Raw genomic sequence first — 12513 nt, forward strand, 5'->3', positions numbered from 1 at the left:
TGGATGGACCCAACGATGATGGAATTTTTTAACGATGCGCGCGAGTTCCTGCCGATCCTGCTGCAAGGGGCCAAGCTGACCATACTGGTTACCCTGGGCTCGCTTTTACTGTCTACCGTGCTGGGCTTGGTGTGGGCGCTGATGCGGGTGTCCGGAATCAAGCCGCTGGCCAAGTTCAGTGCGGGCATGATCAACGTGCTGCGCGGCATCCCCATCATCGTGCTGCTTTTCTATATTTACTTTGTGATGCCCGACATGGGCATCGCCATGACCGCCGTGCAGGCAGCCATCATCGGCCTGGGCATCGCATATTCGGCTTACCAGGCCGAGAACTTCCGGGCCGGCATCGAAGCCATCGACCGCGGCCAGATCGAGGCGGCCATGGCCATGGGCATGAGCTGGAGCATGACTATGCGCCGCGTCGTGCTCCCACAGGCGGTGAAGATCGTGCTGCCGCCGTACGGCAACATCATGATCATGATGCTGAAGGACTCGTCTCAGGCGTCCACCATCACGGTGGCCGAGCTGGCTCTGCAGGGCAAGCTGATCGCGGTGTCTACCTTCAAGAATGCCACCGTATTTTCGCTGGTGGCGCTGATGTACCTGGTGATGTGCGTGCCGCTTATTCTGTTGGTCCGGCACCTCGAAAAAAGGAGCACTGCCAAATGATTCTGCTCAAAGACGTACGCAAGAGCTTTGGCAAGCTCGAAGTGCTCAAAGGTATCGATGCCGAAGTCAGCAAGGGTGAAGTCGTCTGCATCATCGGGCCTTCGGGTTCCGGCAAGTCGACGATACTGCGTTGCATCAACGGGCTGGAGCGCTACGACGGCGGCAGCATCACCATCGACGGCGAGAAGGTCGACTGCGACGCGCCGTCCATCGTCTCCATCCGCACGCAGGTTTCCATGGTGTTCCAGCGGTTCAATCTGTTTCCCCACCGTACCGCGCTGGAAAACGTGATTGAAGGCCCCGTATATGTCAAGAAAGAGCCGCGTTCGCAGGCTGTCGAGCGTGGTCGCGAACTGTTGGCCAGCGTGGGGCTGGCGGACAAGGAGCATACGCATCCGCCGCAGCTGTCGGGTGGCCAGCAGCAGCGCGTCGCGATCGCGCGCGCCCTGGCCATGCAGCCCAAGGCGATCCTGTTCGACGAGCCTACCTCCGCCCTCGATCCCGAACTGGTGGGAGATGTGTTGGGCGTGATGCGCAAGCTTGCCGAAGAGGGCATGACCATGGTCGTGGTGACTCACGAAATGAGTTTTGCGCGTGAAGTCGCCGATCGCGTGCTGTTCATTGATGGCGGCGTGGTGGTAGAGCAGGGCGCCGCGCGCGATGTATTGAACCAACCGCAGCATCCGCGCACGCAGGATTTCCTGCATCGCGTCCTGCATCCCATGTAAGGAGCCTCGCATCATGGCGCAAGCGCCATATCCGCTGTCACATTCGCTATGGGCCGCCACCGCCGCCGAGCCGCCCGAAACCGCGCCACTGCAAGGCTCTGCGCGCGCCGACGTACTGGTCATCGGAGGCGGGTATGCCGGGCTCAGCACGGCGCTGCACCTGGCCGAACGCGGCGTCGACACCGTGCTGCTCGAAGCCCGGGAAATCGGCTTTGGCGGGTCGGGGCGCAATGGCGGGCAGGTGATTCCCGGACTCAAGCACGATCCCGATGATCTCCTCAAGATGTACGGGCCCGAACACGGCGAGCGCCTGATCCGCTTTGCCGGCGGCACTGCCGACATGGTGTTCGGGCTGATCGAGCGCCATGGCATGGACGTGCCGCGGCGGCGGGCCGGATGGATACAGGGCGCGCATACCGGCGAGGCGCTGCAGCTCGCGCAGCGGCGCGCCGAACAGTGGGCGCGCCACGGCGTCCAGGCGCAGATGCTGGACCGTCAGCAAGTGGCGCAACTGCTGGGCACCGACCGCTACCTGGGCGGGTGGCTCGACCCGCGCGCCGGCTCTATCCAGCCGCTGAGCTATGTGCGCGGCCTGGCGCGGGCCGCGCAGGCGGCCGGCGCGCGCCTGCATACCGATACGCCCGTGACGGGCCTGCAGCGCGACGGCGGCCAATGGACGGCCACCACGGCCGGCGGCGGCAGCGTGCAGGCGCAGCGGGTGGTCATGTGCACGAATGCGTATGGCGCGAGCCTGTGGCCGGGGCTGCAGCAGTCGATCATCGACGCCAACACCTTCCAGGTGGCCACGCGGCCGTTGCCCGAGGCAGCGCGGGCCGCCATACTGCCGCAAGGGCAGGTATGTTCCGACACGCGCAACCTGCTGCTCTATTTCCGGCTCGACCACCAGGGCCGCCTGCTCATGGGCGGGCGCGGCCCGTTCCGTGAGCCGAAGGGCCAGCAGGACTGGGCCCATCTCGAGCGGGTGGTTGGCAAGCTTTTCCCCCAGGCGGCCGGTGTGCCGTTTGAATATCGCTGGTGCGGGCGGGTCGCCGTCACGCGCGATTATCTGCCCCACCTGCACGAGCCCCAGCCGGGCCTGCTTATCGATATTGGGTGCCAGGGGCGCGGCGTAGGCCTGCAGACGGCCATGGGCAAGGCCCTCGCCGCCTACACGGCGGGCGAGGGCGCCGACGCCTTGCCGGTGCCGATCACGCCGATCAAGGGTTTTCCGCTGTACCCGTTGCGGCGCGTCTATGTGAACGCCGTGGTGGCTTGGTATCGCATGAACGACGGCGGGGTATAGGGCGCCAGCCGGCGCGCGCCGGGGCGCGCGGCTATTTGCGCGCCGCCGCATGCAACGGCGGCGCGGCCGGCCGTCTCAGCCGAGCTTGGCGCGCTGCTCGCGCACCCGGGCCAGGGTTTCATTGAACTGCGCGAGCCGGGCCTTTTCCTGTTCGACCACGGCCGCCGGGGCGCGCTCGACGAAACTGGCATTGCCCAGTTTGCCGCTGGCCTTTGCAACCTCGGCCTGCAGGCGCGCGATTTCCTTGTCGAGCCGGGCCTGCTCGGCAGCCACGTCGATTTCCACGTGCAGCATCAGGCGTGCGTCGCCCACTACCTGAACCGGCGCCCCGGCGTCGGGCAAGGCGGACACCACGTCGACCTGGCTCAGCTTGGCCAGCGCGGCCAGGTACGGGCCGTTGCGGCTCAGCACGGCCGCGTTGCCTTGCGCCACCAGCGGCACCCGCTGGGCCGGAGAAAGGCCCATTTCGCCGCGCAAGGCGCGCACGGCTTCGACCTGCGCCTTCAGTTCGGCCACGTCGGCCTCGGCGGCCGGGTCGATGGCGTCCGGGTTGCTCTGGGGGTACGGCTGGACGCTGACGCTGTCGGCCGCGCCGGGCTGGCGTTTGCCAGCCACCACCGACACCTTCTGCCACAGCGCTTCGGTAATGAACGGAATGATCGGATGCGCCAGCCGCAGCACGGCTTCCAGCACGCGAATCAGCGTGCGGCGGGTGCCCAGCTGCTGCGCCGGCGTTCCCTGCTGGATCTGTACCTTGGCCAGCTCGACGTACCAATCGCAGTATTCGTCCCACACATAGCGGTACAGGGCGTTGGCCACGTTGTCGAACCGGTAGTCGGCAAAGCCGCGAGCCACGTCGGCCTCCAGGCGCTGCAACTGGCTGACGATCCAGCGGTCCGCGAACGACAGCTCGACGGGTTGATCGCCGCCCAGTTCGTGGCCTTCGGTGTTCATCAGCACATAGCGGGTGGCGTTCCACAGCTTGTTGCAGAAGTTGCGGTATCCCTCGCAGCGCTTCAGGTCGAAGTTGATGTTGCGTCCCAGCGTGGCGTAGGCTGCCATCGTGAAGCGCAGCGCGTCGGTGCCGAAGGCGGGAATGCCATCGGGGTACTGGCGGCGCGTTGCCTTTTCAATGGACCCGGCCTGCTTGGGATTCATCAGGCCATAGGTGCGCTTGGCCACCAGGCCTTCCAGGTCGATGCCGTCGATCAGGTCTACCGGGTCCAGCGTGTTGCCCTTGGACTTGCTCATCTTCTGGCCGTCCGCATCGCGGATCAGGCCGTGCACATACACGTGCTTGAACGGAATCTGGCCGGTCAGGTGCGTGGTCATCATGACCATGCGCGCCACCCAGAAAAAGATGATGTCGAAACCGGTGACCAGCACGCTGGACGGCAGGTAGCGCTGCAGCTCGGCGGTCTGTTCGGGCCAGCCCAGGGTCGTGAACGGCACCAGCGCCGACGAGAACCAGGTATCCAGCACGTCGGGGTCCCGCGTCAGCGGCCCCGTCACGCCCGCGGCACGGGCCTGCTCCTGCGCTTCGGCTTCGGAATGCGCCACGAACACCTGGCCGTCTTCCGAGTACCAGGCGGGGATCTGGTGGCCCCACCACAGTTGCCGCGAAATACACCAGTCCTGGATGTTATTGAGCCACTGGTTGTAGATGGTGGTCCAGTTCTCCGGGTAGAACGTAATGCGGCCGTCGGCCACGACGTCCAGCGCCACCTGGGTAATGCTCTTGCCGGGATGCAGGGTGCCCTCGGGCGCCGGCTTGCTCATGGCCACGAACCATTGGTCGGTCAGCATGGGTTCTAGCACCACGCCGGTTCGATCGCCCTTGGGCTGCATCATCTTGTGGGGCTCGACCTTCACCAGGTAATTCTGTGCCTCGAGTTCGGCCACCACCGCCTTGCGCGCCTCGTAGCGTTCCAGCCCCCGGAACTGCGCGGGGCCGTTCTCGTTGATGTGGGCGTCCGGCGTGAAGATCACGATCATGGGCAGATCGTGGCGCAGGGCGCAGGCGTAGTCGTTGAAATCGTGGGCGCCGGTGATCTTCACGCAGCCGGTGCCGAACTCGGGGTCGACGAAATCGTCCGCGATGATGGGGATATTGCGGTCGCACAGCGGCAGTTCGACCATCTTGCCCACCAGGTGGGCGTAGCGCGGGTCGTCAGGGTGCACGCACAGCGCGCCGTCGGCCAGCATCGTCTCGGGCCGGGTGGTGGCAATGGTCATGCCGCGCAGCGTGACCGCCTGGCCGTCCTTGTCGACGATAGTCTGCGGCCCGTCCACAAACGGGTACAGGATATGCCACATATGGCCGTCGACCTCTTCGGATTGCACCTCCAGGTCGGAAACGGCGGTCAGCAGCTTCGGGTCCCAGTTGACCAGGCGCTTGCCGCGATAGATCAGGCCCTGCTGGTACAGGCGCACGAAAGTCTCGACCACGCCGCGCGACATGCGCTCGTCCATGGTGAAATATTCGCGGGGCCAGTCGGCCGAGGCGCCCAGCCGCCGCACCTGGCTGGTAATGGTGCTGCCCGATTGCTCTTTCCATTCCCAGACCTTCTCGATGAACTTCTCGCGGCCCAGGTCGTGGCGCGACAGGTTCTCGGCGTCCAGCCGGCGTTCCACGACGATCTGGGTGGCGATGCCGGCATGGTCGGTGCCCGGCACGAACACCGTGTCGTCGCCGCGCATGCGATGGTAGCGGATCAGCCCGTCCATGATGGTCTGGTTGAACGCATGGCCCATGTGCAGGGTGCCCGTGACGTTGGGCGGAGGAAACTGGATCACGTAAGGCTGGGGGTCGGTCCCTGTTTTTACGTGCTGGCCTGCGGCGAAATAGCCGCGCCGCTCCCATTCGGCATACCACTGCGCCTCGAGCGCGGCGGGCTCGAAGCTTTTCGACAGTTCGGTGGAGTCGGTATCGGGCGAGGGTTGGGCTGCTGCTTCGGTCATTACGGGTTCCGGCGAAAACGGGGGCAGGCCAATATGCGGCCAGGCAAACCAGCAATTTTAAGATGTATTGCTGACTTGACGGCGTGTTAGAATGCCGGGTTACTGTAAACCTTTCAGAAGTCCCTGTTTTTATTAAGAAAACGGCGGTCGCCGGAACCATCCGGCAAGGTCCAGTCTCGAATCCAGTCCCGGAACGCAGCGCCGGGGGCGGCCCGCGTGCAGTTCGTCACGATGCGGCGCGCCGCGGCGGCGTGCATCCACCTACTGCAATACAGTCATATCCAAAGTTTGGAGCATCCATGTCCGTCGAACGCACTCTCTCGATCATCAAGCCCGACGCCGTCGCCAAGAACGTCATCGGCCAGATCGTCGCACGCTTTGAAAACGCCGGCCTGAAGGTCATCGCCGCGCGCCTGCAGCAACTGTCGCGCACCGACGCCGAACGCTTCTATGCCGTGCACAAAGAACGCCCCTTCTTCAAGGATCTGGTCGACTTCATGGTTTCGGGCCCCGTGTTCGTGCAAGTGCTCGAAGGCGAAGGCGCCATCCAGAAAAACCGCGACCTGATGGGCGCCACCGATCCCAAGAAGGCTGCTCCCGGCACGATCCGCGCCGACTTCGCCGACAGCATCGACGCCAACGCCGTGCACGGCTCCGATGCGCCCGAAACGGCTGCCGTCGAAGTGGCGTTCTTCTTCCCCGAAATCAACATCCACAGCCGTTGATCCGGGCCGTTGCGCCGGATGCTTGTCATGGAAACCGAACGCGTGAACCTGTTGGGCCTTGATGGCGCCGCGCTGTCCGAACTGGTCGGGCAGTGGGGCGGCAAGCCGTTTCGCGCCCGCCAGTTGCAGCGCTGGATACACCAGCGCGGCGCCGATTCGTTCGATGTCATGACCGACCTTGCCCGCGAATTCCGCGGGCAACTGGCGCAACGTTGCAGTATCCAGGCGCTGCCGGTCAATACCGAGCAGCGCTCGTCCGACGGCACGCGCAAATGGCTGTTCGACGTCGGGCAGGGCAATGCCATCGAAACGGTGTTCATCCCCGAAGACGACCGCGGCACCCTGTGCGTGTCCAGCCAGGCGGGCTGCGCCGTCAATTGCCGTTTCTGCTCCACCGGCCACCAGGGGTTCAACCGCAACCTTACGTCCAGCGAAATCATCGGGCAGCTGTGGTGGGCCAAACGGGTGCTGCAGGCCGATGCCGGCACCGCGCGGCTGGGCGGCGCCGCCTCGAGCGACACGCGCGTGATCAGCAATGTCGTGATGATGGGCATGGGCGAACCGCTGCTCAACTACGACCAGTTGCTGCCCGCACTGCGCCTGATGCTCGACGACAATGCCTATGGCCTGTCGCGCCGTCGTGTCACGGTGTCCACATCGGGGGTGGTTCCCATGATGGACCGCCTGTCGCGCGACTGCCCGGTTGCGCTGGCGGTGTCGCTGCACGCGCCCACCGATGCGCTGCGCGACGAGCTGGTGCCGCTCAACAAGAAATACCCGCTTGCCGAACTGCTGGCCGCGTGCGAACGCTACCTGGCCAGCGCGCCGCGCGATTTCATCACCTTCGAATACTGCATGCTCGACGGCATCAACGATACCGACGAGCACGCCAGGGCGTTGATCCAGGTGGCGCGGCAGGTGCATTGCAAGCTCAACCTGATTCCCTTCAATCCGTTTCCGGCTTCGGGCCTGAAGCGGTCTCCGGCGGCGCGCGTGCGCGTGTTCGCGCAGCGGCTGATGGACGCGGGCATCGTCACTACGGTACGCAAGACGCGCGGCGACGACATCGACGCCGCCTGCGGCCAGTTGGCCGGCGAAGTCCGCGACCGCACGCGTGTGGCTCTGCGTAACGCCGGCCGTACCATTCCCATTGCACAGGTGCAGGCATGACGCAGCAGGCTGATTCGGCTGTTCTCGCAAGCGAGTCCCCCGTCCAGGCGCAGGCCCAGGCTCCCACGGTGGGCCAGGCCCTGCAGGCGCTTCGCCTGGCCAAGGGTTGGTCGCTCGACGAAGTGTCCAGCCGCATCAAGTTCTCCTCGCGCCAGATCCAGGCGCTGGAAAACGAGCAATGGGACAAGCTGCCCGGCGGTGTGTCGCTGCGCGGGCTCATCCGCAGCTACGCCCGGCTGCTGGGCGCCGACGCGACCGCCATCGTGGCCTCGCTCGAAGCCCAGATAGGGCCGCCGCCCGCGCCCAGTCCTCGTACGCGCCCCATGGCCGTGCCGGTCCATCCGCACGATGACGACCGCGCGGGCATGTCGTGGGGCTGGCTGCTGATCATCCTGGCGCTGCTGGCGGCGTTGCTGGCCTACGCATTCTGGCAGGGTTGGTTGCCCGCCGATTGGTTGCCCGGCTCCTGGTCCTCGCCGGCAAACACGTAACCCGTACTCGCATGCAAGAGTTGTCTCCGCCCTGCCAAGATGCCCCGCCGCCCGCAGTGGGCGCCGCGCCGCGCCGGCCTACGCGCCCGGTAACGGTCAAGTGGGGCGAGCGTCAGGTGGTCATCGGCGGCGCGGCGCCGGTCGTGGTGCAATCCATGACCAACACCGACACCGCCGATGCCATCGCCACCGCCATCCAGGTCAAAGAGCTCGCGCAGGCCGGGTCCGAGCTGGTGCGCATCACGGTCAACACGCCCGAGGCCGCGCGCGAAGTCATCGCAATCCGCGAACAGCTCGACCGCATGGGAGTGTCCGTGCCGCTGGTCGGCGACTTTCACTACAACGGGCACAAGCTGCTCACCCAGTTTCCCGATTGCGCCCGTGCGCTTTCCAAGTACCGCATCAACCCCGGCAATATGGGCGGCGGTAAACGGCGCGACGATAACTTCGCGCAAATGATCGAAGTGGCCTGCCGGTACGACAAACCGGTGCGCATCGGTGTCAACTGGGGCAGCCTGGACCACGAGCTCATGGCGCGCAAAATGGACGAGAACAGCCGGCGCGCGCAGCCCTGGGAAGCGCAGGCGGTTATGCGCGATGCCCTGGTGGTGTCGGCCATCAGCAATGCACGGCGCGCCGAAGAACTCGGGCTGCGCGGCGACGCCATCATCCTGTCGTGCAAGGTCAGCCACGTGCAAGACCTTATCGCCGTGTATCGCGACTTGTCTGCGCGCTGCGACTACCCCTTGCATCTCGGGCTCACCGAAGCCGGCATGGGCAGCAAGGGCATCGTCGCATCCACGGCCGCGCTTGCGGTGCTGTTGCAGCAGGGCATAGGCGACACCATCCGGATTTCCCTCACCCCCGAGCCCGGCGGCGACCGCGCCCGCGAGGTCATCGTGGCCCAGGAAATCCTGCAGACCATGAACCTGCGCGCGTTCACGCCCATGGTGGTCGCCTGCCCGGGGTGCGGCCGCACCAGCAGCACCTTCTTCCAGGAGCTCGCCGACAGCATCCAGTCGTACCTGCGGCGCCAGATGCCGGTGTGGCGCGCCCGCTACCCCGGCGTCGAATCCATGAACGTCGCGGTCATGGGCTGCGTGGTCAACGGTCCCGGCGAGAGCCGGCATGCCGATATCGGCATCAGCCTGCCGGGTACCGGCGAGGTTCCCGCAGCGCCGGTGTTCATCGATGGCGAGCGCACGGTTACCCTCAAGGGCGACCGCATAGCCGAAGAGTTCCAGAACATTGTCGAAGACTACGTCGCGCGCCGTTACGGTGCGCAGGCCACCCACTGAAAACAAAGGCTGAACCGCAAGGCGCGCGCCATGGCGCGAGCCATTGCGGCATGAAGAAAATGACGCAAGCTTTCCAGAAGGTCGCCGCGATACGCGGCATGAACGACATACTGCCCGGCGACGGCGCACGCTGGGAAAAATTCGAAGAACTCGTGCGCGGGTGGCTGCATGGCTACGGTTATCGCAACCTGCGCACCCCCGTGCTCGAGCATACCCGCCTGTTCGCGCGCGGCATCGGCGAAGTCACCGACATCGTCGAAAAAGAGATGTACACCTTCACCGACGCGCTCAATGGCGACTCGCTGACCATGCGGCCCGAAATGACCGCTGGCGTGGTGCGCGCCGCCATCGAACACAATTTGCTGTACGACCGGCCGCAACGCGTCTACAGCATCGGCCCGGTGTTTCGCCACGAGCGCCCCCAGCGCGGCCGCTATCGCCAGTTTCATCAGATCGACGTCGAGGCGCTGGGTTTTGCCGGGCCCGACGTCGACGCCGAACTTATCGTCATGCTGGCCCGCCTCTGGAAGCTGCTGGGCCTGACCGATATTCGTCTGGAACTGAATTCACTGGGGCAGGCCAGCGAACGCGCCGCCCATCGCGCGGCGCTGATCGAACACCTGGAGCGCCACCGCGACATTCTCGACGACGACGGGCAGCGGCGCATGTACTCCAATCCGTTGCGCGTTCTCGACACCAAGAACCCCGCCATGCAGGAAATGGCCGATAGTGCGCCGCGCCTGTTCGACTTCCTTGGAGACGAATCGCGGGCGCATTTCGATGGCCTGTGCCAGTTGCTGGCCGACGCCGGCATCGAATACCGTCTCAACCCCCGGCTGGTGCGCGGTCTCGATTACTACAACCTTACGGTTTTCGAATGGGTCACCGACCGCCTGGGCGCGCAGGGCACGGTGTGCGGCGGCGGCCGCTACGACGGACTGGTCGAACTGCTGGGCGGCAAGCCCGCGCCTGCCGTGGGCTTCGCCATCGGCATGGAACGGCTGCTCGACCTCTGGCAGCAGGTCTGCCCGTCCGCGTCGGCGTCTGCGCCCGAGTGCGATGTCTATGTGGTGCACCAGGGCGACCAGGCGCAACGGGCCGCCGCGCGCGTGGGCGAGCAACTGCGCGACGCCGGCTTGTCGGTCATCGTGCATGCCGGCTCGTCGGGCTTCAAGTCGCAATTCAAGCGCGCCGACGCCAGCGGGGCCCGGGTTGCGGTTATTCTTGGCACCGATGAATTGGCCGCCGGCGCCGCGAGCGTGAAGTTCCTGCGCGCCGATGCAGCGGGCGAGGGCTCCCAGCAACAGGTCCCGCTGGACCAACTGGCCGACGTTTTGAAATCCAAGGGTTAGCATGGCATACGATCTCGAAGAACAGGAAAAACTCGACGCAATCAAGGCCTGGTGGGCGCGCTACGGGACGCTGGTGCTTACGCTGGCAACCGTCGTCCTGGTTGCCTGGGGCGGCTGGACGGGCTGGAAGGCCTACCAGGCGCACCGGGCCAATCAGGCAATGGGCTACTTCGAAGCCCTTGAAGATGCCGCTCGCCTGGGGGGCGCAGATTCCGTGGTGCGCATCAAGGCGGCTGCCGCCACGCTGCGCAGCGATTACGCCGCCACGGGCTACGCTGCCCGCGGCGCGCTGGTGGCCGCCCGCGCGCTTGATCAACAGGGCGACGTCGCGGCCGCGCGCGAGCAACTCGAATGGCTTGCCGCGCAGTCCGGCCATGCCGCCTTGCAGCCCGTCGCGCGCGTGCGCCTGGCCGGCCTGTTGCTCGACCAGAAGCAGTACGACGCCGCCCTGGCGCAGCTCGATAATCCGCCGGCGGCGTTTGCGGCGCTGTTTGCCGATCGCCGCGGCGATGTCCTGGCCGCCCAGGGCAAGCACGAAGAGGCCCGCAAGGCATGGACGGCCGCGCTCGACGGGTTCTCCGCCGCCGATCCTCTGCGGCAAGTCGTGCAATTGAAACTGGACGCCCTCAGCGGAGCCTGAACGTATGCGTAAATTCCGCCCCGGCCGCGTGTTGCGCGGCATAGCCCTGGCAGCCAGCGTTTTCGCGCTGGCCGGTTGCTCGATGTTCTCCAGCGACGACGACCGCTACGATCCGGCGCCGCTTACCGACTACGCCCCAGGCATGTCGGTGCGCACCATCTGGTCCACGTCGGTCGGCAGCGGCTCGGGGTACGGATTTGTGCCGGCCGTGGTCGGCGACGCGGTATATGCGGCAACGCCCAACGGCTCGGTCGCCAAGCTCGATCTGGCCAGCGGCCGCGCCCTCTGGAAAGCATCAGCCGACACCCGGCTGTCGGCCGGCGTCGGCAGCGACGGCACCACCAGCGTGGTTGCCTCGCCCCTGGGCGAAGTCATCGCCTTCGACGACACGGGCAAAGTCAAATGGAAGGCGCAGGCATCCAGCGACGTATCCATTCCCCCGGTAGTGGGTTATGGCGCGGTGGTCGTACGTAGCGGCGACTATCGTATCCAGGCCTTCAATGTCGAAACCGGCGAGCGTCTCTGGAGCCTGCAGCGCCCGGGCCCGGCGCTGGCACTGCACGGCAATGCGCAGATGATCATGGCCGAGGGCCTGGTCATTACGGGCCTGCCGGGAGGCAAGCTGCTCGCCATCAACGTCGGCAGCGGCAACGTGCAATGGGAAGGCACCGTGGCCACGCCGCGCGGCGCCAGCGACCTCGAACGCCTGACCGATGTCGTGGGCGCACCTCGCGTGGCCGGCAATCTGCTGTGCGCGGTCGCGTACCAGGGCCGCATCGTCTGCTTCGATGTCACGCAGGGCGGACGCCCGCTGTGGGCCAAGGATTTCTCCAGCGCCAGCGGCATGGCGCTCGACAATCAATTCGCGTATGCCCCCGACCAGCACGGGGTCGTCAGCGCCTTTGCGCTGGACAGCGGCGTAAACGTCTGGAAGCAGGCCGCCCTAAAGAATCGTCGGTTGACGTCGCCCGCGCCGTTGGGCGAAGCCATCGCGGTCGGTGATTTCGACGGCTATGTGCATTTCCTGTCGCGCAGCGATGGCAGCCTGCTGGCTCGCCTGTCGGTGGGCGGCGACGCCATTGTCTCGCCTTTGCAAAGTACGCCGCAGGGCGTGCTGGTGCAGACCGGCAATGGCAATATCGTGCTGATCGGCACTAATTAACAACTTTTCTACTG

Annotated in this window: 11 protein-coding genes; 10 read left to right on the forward strand and 1 reads right to left on the reverse strand. The window is 65.8% G+C overall.

The window, feature by feature from the left end:
* The first annotated feature begins 15 nt into the window (after positions 1-15).
* The 3 genes from CAL19_RS06225 to CAL19_RS06235 are packed head-to-tail and all read left to right on the forward strand — an operon-like array spanning position 16 to position 2700.
* Complete coding sequence (locus tag CAL19_RS06225; RefSeq protein WP_026638327.1) at positions 16-669, forward strand: amino acid ABC transporter permease; 654 nt, start codon at positions 16-18, stop codon at positions 667-669.
* A complete protein-coding gene (locus CAL19_RS06230) occupies positions 666-1397 on the forward strand; it encodes an amino acid ABC transporter ATP-binding protein (RefSeq protein WP_026638326.1) in 732 nt (243 codons plus the stop codon). Before CAL19_RS06225 ends, CAL19_RS06230 begins: the two co-directional genes overlap by 4 nt.
* A 13-nt stretch (positions 1398-1410) precedes the next feature.
* Entirely contained in the window at positions 1411-2700 is a 1290-nt protein-coding gene (locus CAL19_RS06235; protein WP_026638325.1) for an NAD(P)/FAD-dependent oxidoreductase, read from the forward strand.
* 75 nt (positions 2701-2775) lie between these two features.
* Here the strand turns inward: CAL19_RS06235 and CAL19_RS06240 are convergent, their stop codons facing one another.
* Positions 2776-5661 (reverse strand): valine--tRNA ligase, encoded by a 2886-nt coding sequence (locus CAL19_RS06240; RefSeq protein WP_026638324.1) that lies wholly within the window; start codon positions 5659-5661, stop codon positions 2776-2778.
* Between the two features lie 299 nt (positions 5662-5960).
* Between CAL19_RS06240 and ndk the strand changes: the two genes are divergently transcribed.
* From ndk to bamB, 7 genes are read left to right on the forward strand one after another with little or no spacing between them, the layout of a single operon-like run.
* Positions 5961-6386: a nucleoside-diphosphate kinase gene (gene ndk, locus CAL19_RS06245; RefSeq protein ID WP_026638323.1), complete on the forward strand. Its 426-nt coding sequence runs from the start codon at positions 5961-5963 to the stop codon at positions 6384-6386.
* A 27-nt stretch (positions 6387-6413) separates the two neighbouring features.
* Positions 6414-7556 carry a 23S rRNA (adenine(2503)-C(2))-methyltransferase RlmN gene (gene rlmN, locus CAL19_RS06250; protein ID WP_094796418.1) on the forward strand — a complete coding sequence of 381 codons (1143 nt, stop codon included), beginning with the start codon at positions 6414-6416 and terminating at the stop codon, positions 7554-7556.
* Complete coding sequence (locus CAL19_RS06255) at positions 7553-8047, forward strand: helix-turn-helix domain-containing protein (RefSeq protein ID WP_026638321.1); 495 nt, start codon at positions 7553-7555, stop codon at positions 8045-8047. Before rlmN ends, CAL19_RS06255 begins: the two co-directional genes overlap by 4 nt.
* An 11-nt stretch (positions 8048-8058) precedes the next feature.
* Positions 8059-9345, forward strand: a complete 1287-nt coding sequence (gene ispG, locus CAL19_RS06260; protein ID WP_094796278.1) for a flavodoxin-dependent (E)-4-hydroxy-3-methylbut-2-enyl-diphosphate synthase — start codon at positions 8059-8061, stop codon at positions 9343-9345.
* Positions 9346-9404: 59 nt separating this feature from the next.
* Positions 9405-10697: a histidine--tRNA ligase gene (gene hisS / locus CAL19_RS06265; RefSeq protein WP_094796419.1), complete on the forward strand. Its 1293-nt coding sequence runs from the start codon at positions 9405-9407 to the stop codon at positions 10695-10697.
* A gap of 1 nt (position 10698) precedes the next feature.
* Positions 10699-11337 (forward strand): YfgM family protein, encoded by a 639-nt coding sequence (locus tag CAL19_RS06270; protein ID WP_094796279.1) that lies wholly within the window; start codon positions 10699-10701, stop codon positions 11335-11337.
* Between the two features lie 4 nt (positions 11338-11341).
* Positions 11342-12499 (forward strand): outer membrane protein assembly factor BamB, encoded by a 1158-nt coding sequence (gene bamB / locus CAL19_RS06275; protein ID WP_026638317.1) that lies wholly within the window; start codon positions 11342-11344, stop codon positions 12497-12499.
* The last annotated feature ends 14 nt before the right edge of the window (positions 12500-12513 follow it).

The sequence above is a fragment of the Bordetella genomosp. 7 genome (assembly GCF_002261265.1).
Classification (GTDB): Bacteria; Pseudomonadota; Gammaproteobacteria; order Burkholderiales; family Burkholderiaceae_B; genus Bordetella_A.

What these genes read in the sequence shown, in the direction of transcription:
- CAL19_RS06225 (WP_026638327.1), top strand. Translation starts at nt 16, where the DNA reads ATGATGGAATTTTTTAACGATGCGCGCGAGTTCCTGCCGATCCTGCTG.
- CAL19_RS06230 (WP_026638326.1), top strand. Translation starts at nt 666, where the DNA reads ATGATTCTGCTCAAAGACGTACGCAAGAGCTTTGGCAAGCTCGAAGTG.
- CAL19_RS06235 (WP_026638325.1), top strand. Translation starts at nt 1,411, where the DNA reads ATGGCGCAAGCGCCATATCCGCTGTCACATTCGCTATGGGCCGCCACC.
- CAL19_RS06240 (WP_026638324.1), bottom strand. Translation starts at nt 5,661, where the DNA reads ATGACCGAAGCAGCAGCCCAACCCTCGCCCGATACCGACTCCACCGAA.
- ndk (WP_026638323.1), top strand. Translation starts at nt 5,961, where the DNA reads ATGTCCGTCGAACGCACTCTCTCGATCATCAAGCCCGACGCCGTCGCC.
- rlmN (WP_094796418.1), top strand. Translation starts at nt 6,414, where the DNA reads ATGGAAACCGAACGCGTGAACCTGTTGGGCCTTGATGGCGCCGCGCTG.
- CAL19_RS06255 (WP_026638321.1), top strand. Translation starts at nt 7,553, where the DNA reads ATGACGCAGCAGGCTGATTCGGCTGTTCTCGCAAGCGAGTCCCCCGTC.
- ispG (WP_094796278.1), top strand. Translation starts at nt 8,059, where the DNA reads ATGCAAGAGTTGTCTCCGCCCTGCCAAGATGCCCCGCCGCCCGCAGTG.
- hisS (WP_094796419.1), top strand. Translation starts at nt 9,405, where the DNA reads ATGACGCAAGCTTTCCAGAAGGTCGCCGCGATACGCGGCATGAACGAC.
- CAL19_RS06270 (WP_094796279.1), top strand. Translation starts at nt 10,699, where the DNA reads ATGGCATACGATCTCGAAGAACAGGAAAAACTCGACGCAATCAAGGCC.
- bamB (WP_026638317.1), top strand. Translation starts at nt 11,342, where the DNA reads ATGCGTAAATTCCGCCCCGGCCGCGTGTTGCGCGGCATAGCCCTGGCA.